This is a genomic window from Cobetia amphilecti (assembly GCF_032923285.1).
Taxonomy (GTDB): domain Bacteria; phylum Pseudomonadota; class Gammaproteobacteria; order Pseudomonadales; family Halomonadaceae; genus Cobetia; species Cobetia amphilecti.
Map to the genome: position 1 here is coordinate 730,678 of NZ_CP136695.1, position 18,196 is coordinate 748,873.

The following is an 18,196-nucleotide window of genomic DNA, read 5'->3' on the forward strand; positions in this document are numbered from 1 at the left end:
ATGGAACGTGACCTAACCTCTCGAATGTATCACGCACTTGCACCCCTCGCCAGCGCATGCCCGACCCGCCGGAACGCGACATGTACCGTGTGAAGTGTTGTACAAGATGTCGATTTTCTTGTACAAATGTTGCACGCCATACGTTCCACGGAGTCATCATGCACGAGGTCGCCAGCATGAATTCGGGCAACGCACCGGAAACCTCTCTGGTGTGGTTGCGTCACGACCTGCGGCTGGAAGACAACCCGCTGTTCGCGCTGCCCCTGTCACGTCGCCCGCATCAGATGCTGGTGATGTATGTCTTCGACCGTCGCTGGCTGATGCCGAGCGACGGCTTGCCACGCCTGGGGCCAGCGCGTCTGCGCCTGCTGTGGCAGAGCCTGATGAACCTGCGTGGCATGCTGCTGCGTCGCGGCAGTGACCTGCTGGTACGTGTCGGGGACCCCGTCGAGGAAGTGCTGACGCAGGTCGCCCAGCACGATGTCCAGTGCCTGGAAGTCAGCCTCGCCGCCGCGCCGGAAGACAGCCGCGCCCTGCAGCAGCTCTCACGGCGTCTGCCGGCCTCGACCCGGCTCCACTGTCATCCCCCTGACCAGATCGCCTTCGACAGCCCGCTGCTGGATGGCCCGCTGCTTGATCGCCTGCTGCCGGGCAGATTCCCCCGCGAAGAGACGGCTCGCCTGCGCGTGGCGCGTACCGCGTCCCGCGTCGCAGACGAGCGTGCGGCTCCCTCCAGTGATCTCACTCTGCACGACACAGCCTCTGCTGACACAGGTTTTGCTGGCACAGCCTCTGCTGACACAGGCGCATCAGGCGATCACGACGCCCTGGCGACCTGCGCCGCGCTTGCCTCGCAGGTGCTGCGCGCCAGTGGTGGCGATGACGCTGGCGTGGCCGACCTGATGCTGCCGCCTTGTGCTGTGTTGACGCCGACGCCCGGCACCTTGCAGGCACGCCCTCAGCGCGAGGCTTTGCCTACAGGGCTGAACGATGAGCAGTGGCGCGCGCTGTGCGAGGCGCAGTCGCCCTTGCAGGGGCTGCCCTATTCCCTGCCGCCGTGGCCCGATTCTGCCTCGCGTGGCTTTCCGCCGCTGGATGCCATCTGTGGCTCGGCGCAAGCCTGGCAGCCGGCGACTGCCAGGCTTGCGGAGCTGCAGGGCGGCGAGGAACCCGCCCGCGCATACCTGTCGACCTTGCTGTGGGGCAAGCCCTGGGCGAAGGGAGATGCCGGCAATGGCGATGACGACTCGATAGAAGGGGCGTCCTATCAGCGATCGCACTCTGTCGATGGCGAAGGCACCGATGTGCCGACGGGACTGGCACCTCAGCGGGAGGCGGGCAAGACGCTGGACGCTATGCAGCTGATGGCGCGCCCGGCGGATGCATGGCCACTGGCAGCATGGCTGGCGCTGGGTTGCATCAGTCCGCGCCGCATTCTGCAGGTACTGGATGCCCGCCGCCGCGAGGCGGGTGATGAGGCGATCAATCAGCAGCTGCTGACCATCGTGCTGCAGCGCGAGTGCTGGCAGCGCATGCTGCGTGACAAGGATGAGGAGGCTCGCGCGGCCTGGTATGGCGCCGCGTTGCGGGAAGACGCCGCAAATGACGCCGCCTTTGCGCGCTGGAGCGAAGGGCGAACCGGCGATGCCCGGGCCGACAAGGCCATGCAGGTGCTGGTACGTGAAGGCTGGTTGCCGTGGTCCGAGCGCAAGTATCTGGCCGGTGCCTGGCTGGAGGGCGGCGGCGACTGGCGGTTGGGCGCGCGCTGGTTCGAGCGTTGCCTGCTCGATTACGACGCCGCCATCCACTGGGGCGAATGGCGGCATCTGGCGGGCTTCGATGTGTGATCAGACGGTGTCGATATCACGCGAGTCGTCCGAGAAGATCCAGGCCCTGGTGGCACCTCCACTTCAACCTGCTGCTTTTATAACCTGCTCTTGTATGACCTGACGCTCTTCAGCCCAGGCGCGCCAGTAGCGCCGTGACGGCCGTCTCGACGCGCAGGATGCGCTCGCCCAGATGCACCCCTTCAAAGCCTGTCGCCATGAATTTCTCGACCTCATAGTCCACGAAGCCGCCTTCCGGACCGATGGCCAGCATCACCGGCTCGCGGACGGCGCGTGGGCATTCATCCGGCATGCCAGGATGGGCGATGATGCCGCGCAGAGGCGTGCCTGATGCTGGTGTCATCAGTGCCGGCAGGCGGTCTTCCACGAAGGGTTTGAACAGTTTCTCGTGGGTCACCGTCGGCATGATGGTGTCACGCGCCTGCTCCAGTCCCAGCACCAGATGCTGGCGAATCTTGTCTTCCTTCAGTTCCGGCGACTGCCAATAGCTCTTCTCGACCCGCCGCGTATGCAGCAGGGTGATGTGCTTCACACCCAATGCCGTGACGTGTTCCAGCGAGCGTGCCAGCATGCGCGGGCGCGGCAGCGCCAGCAGCAGATGCACGTCGAGTGGCGCCGGCGGCTGACGGTCCAGCGTCAGGCTGAATTCGGCGCTGTCCGCCTCCAGTCGCTCCAGGCGGCCACGGCCGATCAGGCCACCCTCCACCCCCAGCGTCATCTCGTCGCCGACGCTGGCACGATGCACCTCACGCAGATGGCGCAGGCGGCGTGGGTCCGTGACACGTGCATGGTCCTGAGCGGTCAGGTCGTCAGCGCCGAGCAAAATCAGATTCATGGCAATACCGGGGCAGTGGAGGGCGGGATGCATCGCTTACAGACAGCGGCAAGCGGGCGTTATTCTAGCATGTCGTGCATGCTGACCCGACGGGGACAGCGTTGGCATGGCGTCAATGGCTGACGCGTGGAGACGCCTTTTCTTGCAGTCCCCCCCCTTGAGTGCACAATGAAGAAAAATCGACAGGAGCCTGACACGTGCGAGTGATCCGCAAATATGCCAATCGGCGCCTATACGACACCGAGCAGAGCCGCTACGTGACCCTGGAAGACCTGCGCAGCCTGGTGCTGGCGGAAGAGGTCTTCAAGGTCGAGGACGCCAAGAGCGGTGAGGACCTCACGCGCACCATCCTGCTGACCATCATCATCGAGCAGGAGCAGGGCGAGGGCGAGGCCGAGGTCTTCTCCAACGAGCTGCTGGAGCAGTTCATCCGCATCTACGCGATGGCCAAGCCGCTGCCGCTGGCCGGTTATCTGGAGCAGGGCACGCGGCTGATGATGGAGCAGCAGCAGCGCATGCAGGAGCAGTGGTCCCAGGCCATGCGTCACTCGCCGATGGAAATGATGCGCGAGGTCGCCGAAGAGAACCTGCGCTTCTGGCAGCAGGCCATGGGCGCTGGCATGGGTGCTGGCAAGAGCGCCTCACGCTCACAGCCGAGCGATGCGGATGCGGCGCCTGATGAGTCGGACACGCCGCCGGACGATGAGCGACGCTGAGTGTGACGCCGTGTCAGATCCAGCTTTCACATAAATTCATCGTGATGTGAAAAGGGGCGCCCCGAGCAGGGCGCCTTTCTGCCATAATGCGCAGCCTGATATTTCCTCGGTAGCTCGCGCCATGCGGGTAGCCCTGATCCTCACTGGCTCATGAAGGTTGAAAAGATGAAGGTCCTGATCATCGGCGGCGGTGGCCGCGAACATGCGCTGGCCTGGAAGGCCGCCCAGTCATCCCGTGTCGAGGAGGTCTTCGTGGCGCCCGGCAATGCGGGTACGGCGCGCGAGTCCAAGCTGACCAATCTGGCGATTGCCGCTGACGATCTCGATGCGCTGGTCGCCTTCGCGCGTGACAACGCCATCGAGTTGACCATCGTCGGCCCGGAAGCACCGCTGGTGATCGGCGTGGTCGATCGCTTCCGCGAGGCGGGACTCAAGTGCTTCGGCCCGACGGCCGGTGCCGCCCAGCTGGAAGGTTCCAAGGCCTTCACCAAGGACTTCCTGGCGCGTCATGCCATCCCGACCGGCGACTACGCGACCTTCGCGGAGGTCGATGCGGCGCTTGAGTACCTGGCGGCCCATCCGGCGCCCATCGTCATCAAGGCCGATGGCCTGGCGGCAGGCAAGGGTGTCGTGGTCGCGATGAGCGACGAGGAAGCCCGCGCCGCCGTGCGTGACATGCTCGAGGACAACGCCTTCGGCGATGCCGGCGCACGCGTGGTGATCGAGGAATTCCTCGACGGCGAGGAAGCCAGCTTCATCGTGATGGTCGACGGCGAGAACGTGCTGCCGATGGCCACCAGTCAGGATCACAAGCGCGTCGGCGAAGGCGATACCGGCCCCAACACCGGCGGCATGGGGGCCTACTCTCCGGCGCCGGTGGTGACGGCTGACGTTCACCAGCGCGTGATGGACGAGATCATCCTGCCCACCGTGCGTGGCATGGCGGCCGAAGGCCATCCTTACACCGGCTTCCTGTATGCCGGCCTGATGATCGATGCCCAGGGCGCGCCGAAGATCATCGAGTACAACTGCCGCTTCGGTGACCCGGAAACCCAGCCGATCATGGTGCGGCTGAAGTCTGATCTGGTCGCACTGTGTCTGGCCGCCGAAGACGGGCGTCTCGACACCCAGACCTGCGAGTGGGATTCCCGCGCGGCGGTCGGCGTGGTGCTGGCAGCTGGCGGCTACCCGGCCAGCTACCGCAAGGGCGATGTCATCAGCGGCTTCGACGCTGCCGAAGCGACCGGCTGCAAGGTCTTCCATGCCGGCACCGCCGAACAGGACGGCCAGGTAGTCACCAGCGGTGGTCGCGTGCTGTGCGTCACCGCACTGGGCGACAGCGTCGCGGCGGCCACCGAGCGTGCCTATGAAGGCGTCGATGCCATCAGCTGGCAGGACATGCTGGTGCGTCGCGACATCGCCTGGCGCGCCATCGCTCGCGAGCGCGGCGATAGCTGAAAGCGCTGAGTCGCACGGGCCATCACCCCGCGACATGCCTGCTTCACGACAAGACCCGGCCTCAGGCCGGGTCTTGTCGTTGGGGCGTCTCTCGATGCCCTGAGCGCCTACGACCATCGTGTCGGGGTCTGGTCATGTCGGTGTCGGGCATGCGATAACCCTAGTCATCCTATATTCCTTCTTGAGGCTGACCGGCGACGAAAGATGGCGTCGCCGTCCGCCCTGAACCCTTTTCCTGTCTCGCCGACAAGGAGTCTGCATGGACCGTATCCGGCTTGAATTTCCGGTTTCCCGCCTGGTACATCGCCACCCGATGACGATTCGGGTCAGCGACATCAACTATGGCCAGCACCTGGGCCACGACAGCGTAGTCAGCCTGGCACACGAGGCGCGGGGCCAGGCCTGGCAGGCGCTGGGCTTCCCCGAATGGAACATCGATGGGCTGATGAGCATCGTCGCGGATCTCGCCGTGCAGTATCAGGGCGAGGGCCGGCTGGGCGATGCCCTCGTGGTGGAAACGGCCATCGACAGCGTGTCCGGCAAGGGGCTTGGTGTCCATCACCGCCTGCTGCGTGTCAGCGATGACGCGGTACTGGCGACGCTACGCGTCGGGCTGGTGTTCGCTGGCGAGCAGGGGCTGGCGGAGCCGAGCGCGCGCGCCAGTGCCGCCATCGAGCAGGCCGTCTCAGCCATGTCGTCCCGGGTAGCCAACTGATGTCGCGGGAATATCCGATCATCGCCGTGACGGGGTCTTCCGGTGCGGGCACCACCACCGTCATGCGCACCTTCGAGCGCATGTTCTCGCGTGAGGCGATTCATGCCGCCTACGTGGATGGGGATGCCTTTCACCGTTATACCCGTGACGAGCTGGTGCGCATGTTTCAGGAGGCGCCGGAGCGCAAGCGCGAGCTGTCTCACTTCGCGGTCGAGGCCAACCAGCTGGATCGTCTGGAAGCGCTGTTCGTCGAATATGGCGAGCAGGGCTCCGGCACGCATCGTCATTACATCCATGCCGAAGACAAGCGCATGATCGAGGCCGGCTACAAGGTCGGCACCTTCACCGAATGGCAGTCGCTGCCGGATTGTACGGACCTGCTGTTCTACGAGGGGCTGCATGGCGGGCTGGTGACGCCGGAGCATGACATCGCGCGTCATGTCGATCTGCTGATCGGGGTGGCACCGACCATGAATCTGGAGTGGATCCAGAAGATCGATCGGGACACCAAGCTGCGCGGGCACTCCCAGGAAGCGGTGGTGGACACCATCCTGAGCCGCATGGATGACTACGTGCGCTATATCCAGCCGCAATTCTCACGCACGCACATCAACTTCCAGCGCGTACCGACGGTGGATACCTCCAACCCCTTCGAGCCGCAGGATATCCCGACGGACGCCGAGTCGATGGTCGTGATCCACTTCCGCGACCCCGGCAGTGTCAACTTCCCGTTTCTGCTCGCGATGATCCAGGGCTCGTTCATGTCGCGTCCGCATACGCTGGTGGTGCCCGGCGCGCTGATGGCACTGGCCATCGAGCTGATCATCACGCCGCTGGTCAAGAGCCTGCTGGCGCAGCGGCGGTTTCGCTAGCCACAGACACGAAGGGGGCTGGGCTCGGACTGGCTCAGTGCTTGCGGCCCTTGAGGCGTGGCAGGATGCCTTTCTTCCAGACGCGCAGGGTGCGATTCAGGCGGCCACTGCGGATCAGCAGGCGTGCCTCGCGGGTGCTCAGCGGCAGGCCGAGAGTGCGTTGCTTGAGCTTCAGCGAGTGACGCAGGTCGAAGCGGCGCATCATGCGCGCGAGAGTGGCCGTGCCCGGCAGGCGTGGCAGGCGGACGGCAGAGGTGAAGTCGATCAGGACCGGCACGCCATCGCGCAGCACGACGTTGGAGCCACGGATGTCGTTGTGGGCCATCTGACGCTGATGGAGTTGCTGTACGACGAGAATCAGCTGCTGACTGAGGCGGGCATCCGTCACGTCATCCAGGGCGGCATCACTCAGCAACGGCCCGGGGATGTACTCCATCGCCAGCGACAGCGGTGACAGGCGCGCCACGACGCGGGGAGCGTGTGTCCAGTTGCCCAGACGCTCGAGCATCTTCAGCTCATGGCGTACCAACCAGCGTGCCACCAATGCCGCCGGCGTGCCGGCATAGCGGCGGTAATCCTTGCAGACCACCGGCTGGCCATTGAGGTGCGTGATATAGACCTCGGCCTTGAGAAAGCCCTTGGCACGCTGCAGGAACTCGCCCGGGGCCTGCTCGCCGTCAGCACGCGTGACCCTGGGCGCGGCACGCAGTGCCGCCCGTGCCTTCTCGGCGCGCGTGGGCTCAGCGCGATCAACGGCGGGGGCGCCGACAGTGGCCGTTCGTGTCTCGCCGTGAGCGCCAAGGCCGGCCTCCAGTTCGTGGTTGGCCTTGCGCAGGGAGGAATCTTGGCGAGTGAACACGGGCATGACGGATGGCTTCTCGTTAGCGGGGTAACAATGATTATCCTACTGTTTTCCTCATTCGCCCACTGGCAGCGGTGAATCAGTCTGTTTCCCTAAAGGCGACATTGCCCTGTCCGCCAGCCGGTCCGCTTTTTCCTGCGTCTGCCCTTGGCCTGTTGCCCGGCTGGCGCTACGCTGGCAGGCCACGCTGCCGTGGGCAGCCCCACTTCAAGGGAGAAGGTGTCATGGACTGTCTGTTCTGCAAGATCATCAACCGCGAGATTCCCGCCGATATCGTCTATGAGGATGATGAGGTGCTGGCCTTCAATGACATCAATCCGCAGGCGCCGACCCATGTGTTGATCATCCCCAAGCAGCACATCGCCACGCTCAACGATATCGAGGAGCATCAGCTGGCTACGGTAGGGCGCCTGCAGTACACCGCCGCCAGACTGGCGAAGGACTACGGTTTTGCCGAGGGCGGTTATCGCGTGGTGATGAACTGCAATGAAGATGGCGGCCAGACGGTCTATCATATTCATATGCACCTGATGGGTGGTCGCCGCTTCACATGGCCGGCTGGCTGAGCCGGCATAGAGCAGGCGCCTGTACCGGCGGTTCGCGGGCAGGTAGCGGCTAGCGATAACAAGCGCGCGGCACACAGGCGCATACCGGCAATGTCGTGAAAACGGCATTGCCGGTTTTTCATTGGGGAAGCCACGGCGCAAGGGAGCCGGTCAGGCCTCGCCCGGCGACACTCTGCCCCTTACCGTCGCGGGCTGGCTTGCGTAAGATGGCCTCATTGCTCACGCCGTGCAGGAGTCTTCCCATGCCGCATTCCGATGCCATTTCGGCGCAACGTCATCACAGCCGCGCCGATCAGTTGATCCATCAGTTCGACACCGTACTGCGTACCCTGGTGCCGCATGCCGCCCAGCCGTCGCGTCCCTCTCCGGCGGGCGACATCCATGACGAAGCGATCAGCGATGAAGAGCGTCAGCACGCCGCTGGCCTGATGCGCATCAATCACACCGGTGAGGTGTGTGCCCAGGCGCTCTATCAGGGTCAGGGGTTCACGGCGCGTCTGCCCGAAACGCGCACGCAGATGGAGCTGGCCGCCCAGGAAGAGATCGACCACCTGGCCTGGTGCGATGCACGACTCGTCGAGCTGGATGCCAATACCAGCCTGCTCAATCCGTTGTTCTACATGACGAGCTTCGCGCTCGGGGCAGCAGCGGGCGCCATCAATGACAAGGTCAGCCTCGGGTTCGTGGCCGCGACTGAAGAGCTGGTCGGCGAGCACCTGTCGAAGCACCAGCAGACGCTGCCCGAGGGCGATCAGCGCTCACGTGCCGTGTTGCGCCAGATGGAAATCGACGAAGCCCATCATGAGCAGTGGGCGCTGGAAGCCGGTGGTCATCGCTTCCCGGGGCCGCTGAAGAGCGCCATGCGCCTGATGTCCAAGGTGATGACGGCCAGCGTCTATCGGGTGTGATGGTCAGGTGCCTGAGCCTGCCTTGGCAGCTTCAGGGCGCTGCAACGCAAAAGGCCGCCCCATGGGGCGGCCTTTTGCGTTTTTGGCGAACGTCGTGATGATCAATACGAGACGATCATTGCGAATCGGCCAGTGCGAGTCGGCCAATGTGAGACGCTCAGCGGTCTCTGGCGTCAGGGCTTATTCCTTGACCTGATACTCACCGTCCAGCGTCTCGGTGCTGCTGCCGTCTTCACGCGTGGCATCACGCGAGTAGTTCTGGCGGCCACTGGCCTTGTCCTGGGCCTCCTGCATGCGCTGCTGCATCTCGCTCATGCGCTTTTTCATGCGACGGCGGATGAAGGGCAGCATGATGATGCCGAGTACCATCATCACCAGCGCCGCGAACAGGCTGAAGATCATGACCACGCCACCGATCAGCCAGGCGGCGACCAGCTTGAGGCCGGACAGGCCATTGGAGGGGCGTTGGTTGCCTGCATTGGCCTGCCATTGGCGAGCCTGGTTCCACAGAGTGTTGTGCTGTTGGCCTTGCATGTGTCTTCTCCACGATAGAGCCGGGCCGTCAGGCCGGGCGAGGATGACCCGATAGGTGAAAGTGGGTGGTCGGGGATATCGGGTCAGGAAACAGGGGTATTGCCCTCCCGGCGCAACGGGCATTCGTGCTCTGGGCCGGGGGATGGGTAAGTGGGGCTCGATGCGACGCACTTTTGCATGAGGCGCTTGATGGCATCGGGCGGCCGGTTGACTCGTTCAGCATCGAAGTTGGCATCGTTGCCGTCAAGCGGCTTCGGCGTTGATCCAGCGCTGGATGTCAGGTTCAGTCCCTGAACCACTTCAAGGCACGGTGGCTGGTCAAGCGGGTCGATCAGTTCACGGCCGGTAATCCGGATTCATGGACACGCTGGCGGCGAGGTTGAATGCATTGCCCGGCAGCGGCATGTTCAATGTCATCCGTTGCGGCCTGCCTTGCGCATCGCGCCCGTGAATCTGGATGGCGTGCGCAGCGACTTCGACGCTCTGTACACTCTTGATGCCGTCGACAGCGGCAAAATTCAAGGTCTGGCGCATGCTGTCGCCATCGATGGCCTTGTCGCCGGGCGCGGAATCACTCTGGCGCAACGCTTCGCTGATGAATTCTCCATCGGCGAGATTGATGGCCAGTTCCATCTGCCACCCATTATGCCCCCAGCCCGTGAACTGAACATGATCGTCGCGGATATCCATCGTACTGAATTCCATCATGCCCTTGCGACTGGCGTGGATCATCATCTGCGTGAGCAGCTCTGGCGCGAGCCCTTGAGTAGTCGAGGCCTCAGAGTTATCTGTCGCAGGCTTACCGGCTGTGCGGGTGGCGGCCGTGTCCAGCGCGCTATCCTCCGTATCATTTCCGGGCGTGGCGTGCGCCTTGCCGTCATCTGAGTGCTCGCTGGTCGAGGGCCCATTTGCAGAGAGCCCTGCGGTCGAGAGTTCTGCCGCCGACAGCTGATGGCGCACCGGCAGGTCCTCGATGCCATTGGCATAGGCGGGAGCCGAACCCAGCATCAGGCCGAGTGCGCTGACGCCCAGGCCGTGTCGCCAGTGCTGGACTGCGCGGCTGGCGAGCCAGAAGCGCGACGGGGCGACACCTGCGGCCGAGGATGGCGGCTGCCGGGATGCGGAGTCTGATTCACGAGCGGGAGCAATACGGGACGCGGCTGATGGGGACATGACACCCTCCTCAAGGATGGCTGGGCATGGCGCTCACTGTGGGCCAGGCGACCTTGCGCGACGCTGAGACGTGAATTCATCTGAGGTTCATTGCCTCCTGTCAGTCTCTGCGTCACAGGGTCAGTGGTTGCTCTCGAGTTGGTCCGCGTTGTTCCAACGCAGGTTTGATTGCACATTCCGTTGCTAGATTGAGCGCCACGCGCAAGCGCCCGCCTTGGGCGCATACCAGCCCCGCCGTCATTCACGAGGTTCCTCTTCATGCAGACTCCCCACAAGGCTCAGCCAGACGCCCGTGCAGCGCGTGGCAGTCAATGGCGGCAACGCTATGTCTGGCTGTGCCTCGGGCTCGGGAGCCTGCTGGTCGGAGCACTGGCACTGCCGCCGTATGCGCTGTGTGACAGCGAGCGCTGGCGTAGCCTGCACGACGAAGTCGCCGCCGGACGTGTCATTTCGTTGTCCGAGCTGCTCGATAGCCTCGAGCGCGACTGGCTGGGTCAGGTAGTCGAGGTGGAACTCGAAGAGACGCATGGCGAGCTGATCTACGAGGTCGAGATGCTCGGGCCGCAGGGCCAGATGGCCAGATTCACCGTGCGTGCCTCGGATGGCAGTCTGCGTGAGGTGCGCGGCGTCAATCTGGATGCCATGCGTCGCGCTGGCAGCGGTTCCTTGTCCGAGCCCCTGACCAGGCCCCTGCCCGAGACGGACGACACGCCGCTCGTGACTGACGGCGCCAATGCCGAGGTCGAGAGCCAATAGGGTGAGGCAGGCAGTGGCCAGGCCAGGCAGTGTCAGCGCAGGCTGTGACAAGGGCGCCGAGGGTGCCGGGCGGCCCTGAGGAACGGTATGCTAGTGCCATTGTCCATTGCGCCACCGGTAGAACGCCGCTTGCGTCAGGAGCCCGAGAATCGATGAAGATATTGCTGGTTGAAGATGACATGCCGTTGGCCGAAGCGCTGATGGCGCGCCTGGGGGAAGCCGATGTACTGGTCGAGCATGCCACCACCGGGGGAGACGCCGACTTTTTGATCCAGACCGAGAGCTACGATGCCGTAGTGCTGGATCTCGGCCTGCCGGACGGTGATGGCACGCGCTGGTTGGCCCAGTGGCGGGAAGCCGGCATCGAGGTGCCGGTGCTGGTGCTGACCGCGCGCGAGCGCTGGTCTGACAAGGCCGCCGGCTTCTCTGCCGGCGCCGATGATTACGTCACCAAGCCCTTCGAGACCGCCGAGGTCATCTTCCGTCTGCGCGCCCTGGTACGGCGCTCACGCGGCCATGCCCACCCCGTGCTCAAGCTGGGCGATCTGGCCTGTGACACCCACGGCGGTACCGTCAGCCTGGCGGGGCGCCCCGTGTCGCTGACCGCCCAGGAAACGCGCCTGCTGATGCACCTGATGCACGCCGTGCCCGGTGTGGTCAGCCGTTCTGAACTGGTCGAGCATGTCTATGACCGCGACCACGAACCCGATTCCAACGTCATCGATGTGCAGATCAGCCGTCTGCGCCGCAAGTTGGGTGCCGAGCGCATCGAGACGCTGCGCGGGCGTGGCTATCGTCTGCGTGATCCGGACGCCGAGACACAGACGCCGGCGGATGGCAGCGACGCATGAAGCCATTGTCCGTCGGCCGCCGCTTGCTGGGCGGCTCGCTGGTCATTGCCTTGATCGTCATGCCGCTGACCGGGCTCGGTCTGGCCTGGAGCTTCCGTGACGCCGTGACTACCGCCTTCGACCAGCGCCTGCTGTCGCTGTCGAAGGTGCTGATCGCCGCTATCCAGTTCGACCGCGAGAAGGGCCGCCCCGGCCTGACACGCTCGCTGGGCGACCCACGCTTCGATCAGGCCTATTCGGGCTGGTACTGGCAGATTTCCGATCGCAACGGCAATGTGCTGACGTCGCGCTCGCTGTGGGACCAACGCCTGCCGCCGCTGGAAGACATGGGCAAGGGCGTCATCATCAGCCGTGACCTCAAGGGCCCGCGCCATCAGGTGTTACGCTCCCTCGAGCGCGATATCCGCCTGCCCGGTCGCAACCAGCCACTGCACGTGATGGTGGCGGCCAGTCGTAGCGAGGTCGACGCCGAGGTCGCGCGCTTCGAGTGGCTGCTGGCGGGTGCGCTGGTCGCGCTGGCATCGCTTTTGGTGTGCGGCTCTGCCGCGCAGATCAGCTGGGGGTTGGCGCCTCTGCGGCGCCTGCGGGCTCGCCTCAAGAAGGTCGCCGATGGCGAGGCGGAGCGGCTGGAAGAGACCCGTCTGCCGCCGGAGCTGACCGAGCTGACCCGCGCCATCAATGCCGTGCTCGAGCGTGATCAGCGCTTGATCGAGCGCGGTCGCGCGGCGGCCGGCAATCTGGCGCATGCCCTCAAGACGCCGGTCAGCGTGCTCAAGGCGCAGTCCGAGCGCTTCGATGGCGAGGACCGTGCGCGGATCGACGCCGAGCTCAAACGCATCGATGAAGCCGTGCGCCACCACCTGGCGCGTGCCAGTGCCGCGGGTGGCGCGCATCTCAGCGGGCGCATCAGCCTGCGTGAGGCGGCGGGGCCGGTCTTCGAGGGGCTCGGGCGCTTGGCGAGTCGGCGTGGCATCACGCTCAGTCTGGCGCTGGAGGACGACGCCAGCGTGCGGGTCGACCCGCAGGATCTGCAGGAAATGGTCGGCAACCTGCTCGAGAACGCCTTGCAGTGGGCTCGTCAGCAGGTGCGCGTCAGCAGCGAGACCCGCGATGGCGGCGTGCTGTTGATCATCGAGGACGACGGCCCCGGCATGAATGAAGAAGAGGGCGCCGCCGCGCTGGGGCGTGGGGCGCGTCTTGATGAGGGGCGCTCCGGTTCCGGTCTGGGACTGGCGATCGTCGATGATCTGATGGCGCTCTACGGGGGCGAGCTGGCACTGGAGCGCTCCAGTCTGGGCGGCCTGGCGGCACGCGTCTGGCTGCCGAGCTCCCCGCTGGTCGGGGCACAGCCGACGGAGTGACAGGGCGCCGCCTCGTTTATCGGCGCTCTTGTCTTGATAGCCAGGCACTATCGCAGCCATCCCGAGAGATGATTGGGCGCGGCCAGGACGACACCGTATTCTGACGGTGTCCGGCTGGCAGCCGGACGGGCTTCGTTTCTGAGTCTCGTCTGCCGCGCCCTGCGGTGATGACGAACTGGCGCTCCTTCGGGAGCGCTTTTTTTTTGCCTGTCATTCGTCACGCCATGCCTGATCGGCGATGCTCAAGGCGCCGATTGAACGCTGGCGGGGCTAACGGTCACGCTCAGGATCGCATAGGCTGTCAGAGAGTAAGCATCCGTTGCCGGGCGTCAGGAGGTGGTGATGAAGGACATGACAATGTGTGCTCAGCATGGCGATCTGGAGGGCCTGGCACAGGCATTGGCCGCTCCCGATGCGCACGAGCGAGTCAATGACGTGGATTATCGCGGGCGCTCGCCATTGCTGGTCGCGGTGCAGGCCAATCAGCCGGAGGCGGTGGAGGCCCTGCTGGCCGCCGGCGCCGACTGCGAGCAGACCGATGCCCTGCACGACACGCCCCTGCTGGCCGCGGCCGCACTCGGCTATGGCCGCTGCCTGAGCCGGCTGCTGGCGCATGGCGCCTCGGCGACGGTGCTCAATCGCTTCTCTTCCACTGCGCTGATGTCGGCCAGTGAGCGTGGCCATGCCGATATCTGTCGTCAGCTGCTCGAGGAGACCGATGTCGACGTCAACCACCAGAATACGCTCGGCTGGACGGCGCTGATCGAGGCCGTGTTGCTGGGGGATGGCGGCGTTGACTATCAACGGGTCGTCGAGCAGCTGCTGGCCCACGGTGCCGACGTCAATCTGGCGGACGCCGAAGGTGTCACGCCGCTGGCGCATGCGCGCTGGCGCCAGTTCGAGGCGCTGAGCGAGAGGCTGGAAGCGGCCGGCGGACACGAGCAGGGCGTGGCCCATGACGTGAGCGACGACGTCCAGGCCCGTACCTCGACACCGCGTCGTGCATGATGGCACCGACCACAAGGAGGCATCGCATGGCGTTGACCTGGGGAGTGATCATCATCGGCATCGCCTTGCTGCTGCTCGGCGGCTATCGCTGGCAGAAGGCACAGTCCTTCGCCCGCAACAGCGCACAGGTGGTGGGCGAGGTCATCAACCATGACCGCACGCTGCACGTCGAAGGGCGTGGCCCGATCCATCTGCCCAAGGGCGGCAGGCTCAGCGAGGATGAGGCCCTGGCGATGGCGGGGCTGCCGCCGGGCGGGCGCTTCAATATCGAGTCGATCCAGTATGCGCCCGTGGTGCGCTATCAGGATCAGCGTGATGGCTGGCACGAGATCATCTCGCCGCTGGCGGTGCCCTCGCCGACACCCGCCGTGGGGGAGAGCGTGGCGCTGGTCTATCGCCTCGACGCCCCGCATGAGGCCAGCCTGCCGGGGACGCGCGGCTGGCTGATCGGGGTGCCGTTGATTCTCGGCTTCGCACTGTGCGCCGTCGGTCTGCGCCTGCTGTTGCGGGGTGGTGGTGCATGAGTGATTCAGGGGGCGGGGCCGGCGGCGCGACCCGCCGTTATGGTGTCGGCATGCTGGTGCTGTGCTGGGCGCTGATTCTCGCCATGCTGGTGTGGTGGTTTCAGGGCCAGCTTGATGAGCGCACTCGGCCCAATGCCTCGCTGGCTGGCCAGTCGCTGTCATCCGGCGAGCCACTGACGCTGTCGCGCAATCGCTCAGGGCACTTCGTGGCCCCCGGTACGATCAATGATCAGCCGGTCACCTTCCTGCTCGATACCGGCGCCACCTACGTCTCGGTGTCCGACGCGCTGGCCGAGCGCCTGCAGCTGCCACGCGGGCGGGATGCGCGCTTCACCACCGCCAATGGCGTCAGCCACGGTGCCCTGACCACACTGGATACCGTCAGTCTGGCGGGACTCAGCCAGCGCGAGGTGCGCGGGGCCATCGTGCCGGGCATGCACGATGAGGTGGTGCTGCTGGGAATGAGTTTCCTGGGGGAGTTCGATATCAACATGCGCGGTCAGCAGATGACGCTGACGCCGGTGGATGGCGCTGGCGGCGGCCGATAACGCCAGTGACTGACACAGATGGCTGACAGGGCTGGCAAGAAGCGCAGCTGACACTCCACCGCTCTGCCAGCAGGCCCCGCAAACGACAACGCCCCGCTCATGGTCTCCATGAGCGGGGCGTTTCACGTCTGGCGTGTCAGAGCAGGCGCTCAGTCTTTTCTGGGCGGCTCGACATGGCCACCGAAGCCGAAGCGCATCGCCGACAGCAGGCGGTTGGCGTAGGTGTTTTCCTTGCGCGAGCTGAAGCGCGAGAACAGCGCATTGGCCAGCACCGGCACGGCGACACCCTGCTCGACGGCGGCATCGACGGTCCAGCGGCCTTCGCCACTGTCGGAGACAGCACCACTGTAGTGGTCCAGACGCTCATCACCGGCCAGTGCCTGGGCGGTCAGGTCGAGCAGCCAGGAAGACACCACGCTGCCACGACGCCATACCTCGGCGATATCGGCCAGATTGAGGTCGAAGCGCTGATCTTCCGGCAGGGCGTCGGAGCCCTTGCTCTGCATCAGCTCGAAGCCTTCGGCATAAGCCTGCATCAGGCCGTACTCGATGCCGTTGTGGACCATCTTCACGTAGTGACCGGCACCGACCGGACCGGCATGGATGTAGCCGCGCTCGGCGCGCTCATCCGGGGCGTTGCGGCCCTTGGTGCGCTCGAGATCGCCATAGCCCGGGGCGAGGGTATCGAACAGCGGCTCGAGATGCTCGAACACGGCCTTCTCGGCACCGATCATCATGCAGTAGCCGCGCTCCAGGCCCCACACGCCGCCGGAAGTGCCCACATCGACGTAGTTCAGGCCCTTCAGCTTGAGGGCCGTGGCACGGCGGATGTCGTCCTTGTAGAAGGTATTGCCGCCATCGATGATGGTGTCGCCGGCTTCCATCAGCTCGGCCAGCGTGGCGATGGTCTGCTCGGTGATCTCGCCAGCCGGCAGCATGACCCAGACGGCGCGCGGCGCCTCGAGCTGCTGAACCAGCTCCACGAGGCTATCGACGTGCGTCGCACCGTCGGCGACCAGTGACTGGGCGATTGCCGCGTCACGATCATGGGCGACCACTTCGTGGCCATTGCGCATCAAGCGACGAGCGATATTGCCGCCCATGCGGCCGAGTCCGATGATACCGAGTTGCATGTTCGTTCCTTTCACGTGAAGCCGGGGAGAGTCGGGACGGCGCGAAGCCTACCCTGTGCGGGCGCTGGACGCAAAAACGGGCCATATCAATGACATGGCCCGTTGGGGTGCTCAGCAGAGGCAGGCGTCAGTCGCGTGCCTGTCTCTGGGAGAGGGAGTGATCAGCGATCAATCCCAGCTCAGGGCACCGCCGACCTGATATTCGGTGACGCGCGTCTCGAAGAAGTTCTTCTCCTTGCGCAGGTCGATGATCTCGGACATCCACGGGAACGGGTTCTTGGCGCCCGGGAACTGCTCCTTGAGGCCCAGCTGCGCGAGGCGACGGTTGCAGATGAAGTGGAGGTATTCCTCCATGATGGCCGCGTTCATGCCCAGCACGCCGCGCGGCATGGTGTCACGCGCGTATTCGATCTCGAGCTGGGTGCCTTCCAGAATCATCTGGGTGACTTCGTCCTGGAATTCGGCGGTCCACAGATGCGGGTTCTCGACCTTGATCTGGTTGATCACGTCGATGCCGAAGTTCAGGTGCATGGACTCGTCACGCAGGATGTACTGGAACTGCTCGGCGACGCCGGTCATCTTGTTGCGACGGCCCATGGACAGGATCTGGGAGAAGCCGCAGTAGAAGAAGATGCCTTCGGTGACGGCGTAGAAGCCGATCAGGTTGCGCAGGAATTCCTGGTCCGCTTCCGGTGTACCGGTGTGGAAGTCGGCACGCGCCAGCGCCTGGGTGTGCTTGAGGCTCCAGGCGGACTTGCGCGCCACGGAGTCCACTTCACGGTACATGTTGAAGACTTCGCCTTCGTCCATGCCCAGTGACTCGATGCAGTACTGGTAGGCGTGGGTGTGGATCGCCTCTTCGAAGGCCTGACGCAGCAGGTACTGGCGGCACTCCGGGTTGGTGATGTTCTTGTAGACGGCCAGCACCAGGTTGTTGGCGACCAGCGAATCGGCAGTGGAGAAGTAACCCAGCGAGCGCATCACGATCAGGCGTTCGTCTTCGGTCAGGCCGTCCTGGCTCTTCCACAACGCGATGTCCGCGTTCATGTTCACTTCCTGCGGCATCCAGTGGTTCGCGGAGCCGTCGAGGTACTTCTGCCATGCCCAGTCGTACTTGAAGGGCACCAGCTGGTTGACGTCGGCGCGCGCATTGATCATGCGCTTCTCGTCGACCTGAATGCGCTGGGCACCCATTTCCAGTTCTTCCAGACCCTTGGCCACGTCGAGATCGTCCAGCGCCTGCTGGGCGCGGGCGATGCGCTCGGCATCGCTGATCGCGTAGCCTTCGCTGTTCTCGCTCGCGACGACAGCGTCAGCCGCCGGGGCAGCGGCGGGAGCTTCGGCCTGCGGCGCCGGTTTGGCCGTCGCCGGCTTCTCGGCAGCGGGGGCTTCGTCTTCGTGAAAATCGTCCCAGTTCAACATGTTGCGTTCCTCGTATTCGGTGATGATCACGCGGGCAGTCAGCGTGACGAAAAGGCAGGGGCGGTGCGTTCTACGACGCGAGCGCCATCGAGTGGCGTGGCTCCCAC

At 64.8% G+C, this 18,196-nt stretch carries 19 protein-coding genes; 13 read left to right on the top strand and 6 right to left on the bottom strand.

The features are described 5' to 3' along the window. Positions 1 to 158: 158 nt before the first annotated feature. A complete protein-coding gene (locus R1T44_RS03270; protein WP_317292561.1) occupies positions 159 to 1,847 on the top strand; it encodes a deoxyribodipyrimidine photo-lyase in 1,689 nt (562 codons plus the stop codon). Positions 1,848 to 1,956: 109 nt separating this feature from the next. On the opposite strand, the gene R1T44_RS03275 is transcribed toward R1T44_RS03270, so the two are convergent. Then, complete coding sequence (locus R1T44_RS03275) at positions 1,957 to 2,682, bottom strand: 16S rRNA (uracil(1498)-N(3))-methyltransferase (protein WP_317292562.1); 726 nt, start codon at positions 2,680 to 2,682, stop codon at positions 1,957 to 1,959. A gap of 197 nt (positions 2,683 to 2,879) precedes the next feature. Here R1T44_RS03275 and phaR point away from each other — a divergent pair, with 197 nt between their 5' ends. The 4 genes from phaR (at position 2,880) to R1T44_RS03295 (ending at position 6,443) form a co-directional block, all read left to right on the top strand. After that, the gene (gene phaR, locus R1T44_RS03280) at positions 2,880 to 3,398 is read left to right on the top strand and encodes a polyhydroxyalkanoate synthesis repressor PhaR (RefSeq protein WP_279835260.1); all 519 of its coding nucleotides are present in this window, start codon (positions 2,880 to 2,882) and stop codon (positions 3,396 to 3,398) included. A gap of 165 nt (positions 3,399 to 3,563) precedes the next feature. Continuing rightward, positions 3,564 to 4,856, top strand: coding sequence for a phosphoribosylamine--glycine ligase (purD, locus tag R1T44_RS03285; RefSeq protein WP_043334731.1), 1,293 nt, complete (start codon positions 3,564 to 3,566; stop codon positions 4,854 to 4,856). Between the two features lie 259 nt (positions 4,857 to 5,115). Next, the gene (locus R1T44_RS03290) at positions 5,116 to 5,571 is read left to right on the top strand and encodes an acyl-CoA thioesterase (RefSeq protein WP_052384717.1); all 456 of its coding nucleotides are present in this window, start codon (positions 5,116 to 5,118) and stop codon (positions 5,569 to 5,571) included. Continuing rightward, a complete protein-coding gene (locus R1T44_RS03295; protein ID WP_317292563.1) occupies positions 5,571 to 6,443 on the top strand; it encodes a phosphoribulokinase in 873 nt (290 codons plus the stop codon). Before R1T44_RS03290 ends, R1T44_RS03295 begins: the two co-directional genes overlap by 1 nt. A 34-nt stretch (positions 6,444 to 6,477) precedes the next feature. Here R1T44_RS03295 and R1T44_RS03300 read toward each other — a convergent pair whose 3' ends face one another. Next, complete coding sequence (locus R1T44_RS03300; protein ID WP_317292564.1) at positions 6,478 to 7,308, bottom strand: RIO1 family regulatory kinase/ATPase domain-containing protein; 831 nt, start codon at positions 7,306 to 7,308, stop codon at positions 6,478 to 6,480. 221 nt (positions 7,309 to 7,529) lie between these two features. Between R1T44_RS03300 and R1T44_RS03305 the strand changes: the two genes are divergently transcribed. Both R1T44_RS03305 and coq7 read left to right on the top strand, forming a co-directional pair. Further along, positions 7,530 to 7,871, top strand: a complete 342-nt coding sequence (locus tag R1T44_RS03305; protein WP_043334727.1) for a histidine triad nucleotide-binding protein — start codon at positions 7,530 to 7,532, stop codon at positions 7,869 to 7,871. A gap of 242 nt (positions 7,872 to 8,113) precedes the next feature. Next, entirely contained in the window at positions 8,114 to 8,779 is a 666-nt protein-coding gene (coq7, locus tag R1T44_RS03310) for a 2-polyprenyl-3-methyl-6-methoxy-1,4-benzoquinone monooxygenase (protein WP_205700843.1), read from the top strand. A 180-nt stretch (positions 8,780 to 8,959) separates the two neighbouring features. Here coq7 and R1T44_RS03315 read toward each other — a convergent pair whose 3' ends face one another. Together R1T44_RS03315 and R1T44_RS03320 are read right to left on the bottom strand one after the other, a co-directional pair. Beyond that, the gene (locus R1T44_RS03315; RefSeq protein ID WP_052384715.1) at positions 8,960 to 9,313 is read right to left on the bottom strand and encodes a hypothetical protein; all 354 of its coding nucleotides are present in this window, start codon (positions 9,311 to 9,313) and stop codon (positions 8,960 to 8,962) included. Between the two features lie 336 nt (positions 9,314 to 9,649). After that, positions 9,650 to 10,486 carry a hypothetical protein gene (locus R1T44_RS03320; protein WP_317292565.1) on the bottom strand — a complete coding sequence of 279 codons (837 nt, stop codon included), beginning with the start codon at positions 10,484 to 10,486 and terminating at the stop codon, positions 9,650 to 9,652. A gap of 258 nt (positions 10,487 to 10,744) precedes the next feature. On the opposite strand from R1T44_RS03320, the gene R1T44_RS03325 reads away from it, so the two are divergent. From R1T44_RS03325 to R1T44_RS03350, 6 genes are all read left to right on the top strand, one after another. Continuing rightward, positions 10,745 to 11,242 (top strand): PepSY domain-containing protein, encoded by a 498-nt coding sequence (locus R1T44_RS03325; RefSeq protein WP_317292566.1) that lies wholly within the window; start codon positions 10,745 to 10,747, stop codon positions 11,240 to 11,242. Positions 11,243 to 11,394: 152 nt separating this feature from the next. Continuing rightward, positions 11,395 to 12,093, top strand: coding sequence for a response regulator transcription factor (locus R1T44_RS03330; RefSeq protein WP_043334723.1), 699 nt, complete (start codon positions 11,395 to 11,397; stop codon positions 12,091 to 12,093). Next, complete coding sequence (locus R1T44_RS03335) at positions 12,090 to 13,454, top strand: sensor histidine kinase (protein WP_317292567.1); 1,365 nt, start codon at positions 12,090 to 12,092, stop codon at positions 13,452 to 13,454. Before R1T44_RS03330 ends, R1T44_RS03335 begins: the two co-directional genes overlap by 4 nt. Before the next feature lie 342 nt (positions 13,455 to 13,796). Then, complete coding sequence (locus R1T44_RS03340; RefSeq protein ID WP_052384714.1) at positions 13,797 to 14,462, top strand: ankyrin repeat domain-containing protein; 666 nt, start codon at positions 13,797 to 13,799, stop codon at positions 14,460 to 14,462. Between the two features lie 26 nt (positions 14,463 to 14,488). Then, a complete protein-coding gene (locus R1T44_RS03345) occupies positions 14,489 to 14,986 on the top strand; it encodes a DUF3592 domain-containing protein (RefSeq protein ID WP_317292568.1) in 498 nt (165 codons plus the stop codon). Next, on the top strand, positions 14,983 to 15,534 hold the full coding sequence (locus R1T44_RS03350) for a retropepsin-like aspartic protease family protein (RefSeq protein ID WP_317292569.1): 552 nt from the start codon (positions 14,983 to 14,985) through the stop codon (positions 15,532 to 15,534). Before R1T44_RS03345 ends, R1T44_RS03350 begins: the two co-directional genes overlap by 4 nt. Positions 15,535 to 15,683: 149 nt before the next feature. Here the strand turns inward: R1T44_RS03350 and gnd are convergent, their stop codons facing one another. Further along, on the bottom strand, positions 15,684 to 16,667 hold the full coding sequence (gene gnd / locus R1T44_RS03355) for a phosphogluconate dehydrogenase (NAD(+)-dependent, decarboxylating) (protein WP_043334711.1): 984 nt from the start codon (positions 16,665 to 16,667) through the stop codon (positions 15,684 to 15,686). Between the two features lie 168 nt (positions 16,668 to 16,835). Then, complete coding sequence (locus tag R1T44_RS03360) at positions 16,836 to 18,089, bottom strand: ribonucleotide-diphosphate reductase subunit beta (RefSeq protein ID WP_043334709.1); 1,254 nt, start codon at positions 18,087 to 18,089, stop codon at positions 16,836 to 16,838. Between the last annotated feature and the right edge of the window lie 107 nt (positions 18,090 to 18,196).

What these genes read in the sequence shown, in the direction of transcription:
- R1T44_RS03270 (WP_317292561.1), top strand. Translation starts at nt 159, where the DNA reads ATGCACGAGGTCGCCAGCATGAATTCGGGCAACGCACCGGAAACCTCT.
- R1T44_RS03275 (WP_317292562.1), bottom strand. Translation starts at nt 2,682, where the DNA reads ATGAATCTGATTTTGCTCGGCGCTGACGACCTGACCGCTCAGGACCAT.
- purD (WP_043334731.1), top strand. Translation starts at nt 3,564, where the DNA reads ATGAAGGTCCTGATCATCGGCGGCGGTGGCCGCGAACATGCGCTGGCC.
- R1T44_RS03290 (WP_052384717.1), top strand. Translation starts at nt 5,116, where the DNA reads ATGGACCGTATCCGGCTTGAATTTCCGGTTTCCCGCCTGGTACATCGC.
- R1T44_RS03295 (WP_317292563.1), top strand. Translation starts at nt 5,571, where the DNA reads ATGTCGCGGGAATATCCGATCATCGCCGTGACGGGGTCTTCCGGTGCG.
- R1T44_RS03300 (WP_317292564.1), bottom strand. Translation starts at nt 7,308, where the DNA reads ATGCCCGTGTTCACTCGCCAAGATTCCTCCCTGCGCAAGGCCAACCAC.
- R1T44_RS03305 (WP_043334727.1), top strand. Translation starts at nt 7,530, where the DNA reads ATGGACTGTCTGTTCTGCAAGATCATCAACCGCGAGATTCCCGCCGAT.
- coq7 (WP_205700843.1), top strand. Translation starts at nt 8,114, where the DNA reads ATGCCGCATTCCGATGCCATTTCGGCGCAACGTCATCACAGCCGCGCC.
- R1T44_RS03315 (WP_052384715.1), bottom strand. Translation starts at nt 9,313, where the DNA reads ATGCAAGGCCAACAGCACAACACTCTGTGGAACCAGGCTCGCCAATGG.
- R1T44_RS03320 (WP_317292565.1), bottom strand. Translation starts at nt 10,486, where the DNA reads ATGTCCCCATCAGCCGCGTCCCGTATTGCTCCCGCTCGTGAATCAGAC.
- R1T44_RS03325 (WP_317292566.1), top strand. Translation starts at nt 10,745, where the DNA reads ATGCAGACTCCCCACAAGGCTCAGCCAGACGCCCGTGCAGCGCGTGGC.
- R1T44_RS03330 (WP_043334723.1), top strand. Translation starts at nt 11,395, where the DNA reads ATGAAGATATTGCTGGTTGAAGATGACATGCCGTTGGCCGAAGCGCTG.
- R1T44_RS03335 (WP_317292567.1), top strand. Translation starts at nt 12,090, where the DNA reads ATGAAGCCATTGTCCGTCGGCCGCCGCTTGCTGGGCGGCTCGCTGGTC.
- R1T44_RS03340 (WP_052384714.1), top strand. Translation starts at nt 13,797, where the DNA reads ATGAAGGACATGACAATGTGTGCTCAGCATGGCGATCTGGAGGGCCTG.
- R1T44_RS03345 (WP_317292568.1), top strand. Translation starts at nt 14,489, where the DNA reads ATGGCGTTGACCTGGGGAGTGATCATCATCGGCATCGCCTTGCTGCTG.
- R1T44_RS03350 (WP_317292569.1), top strand. Translation starts at nt 14,983, where the DNA reads ATGAGTGATTCAGGGGGCGGGGCCGGCGGCGCGACCCGCCGTTATGGT.
- gnd (WP_043334711.1), bottom strand. Translation starts at nt 16,667, where the DNA reads ATGCAACTCGGTATCATCGGACTCGGCCGCATGGGCGGCAATATCGCT.
- R1T44_RS03360 (WP_043334709.1), bottom strand. Translation starts at nt 18,089, where the DNA reads ATGTTGAACTGGGACGATTTTCACGAAGACGAAGCCCCCGCTGCCGAG.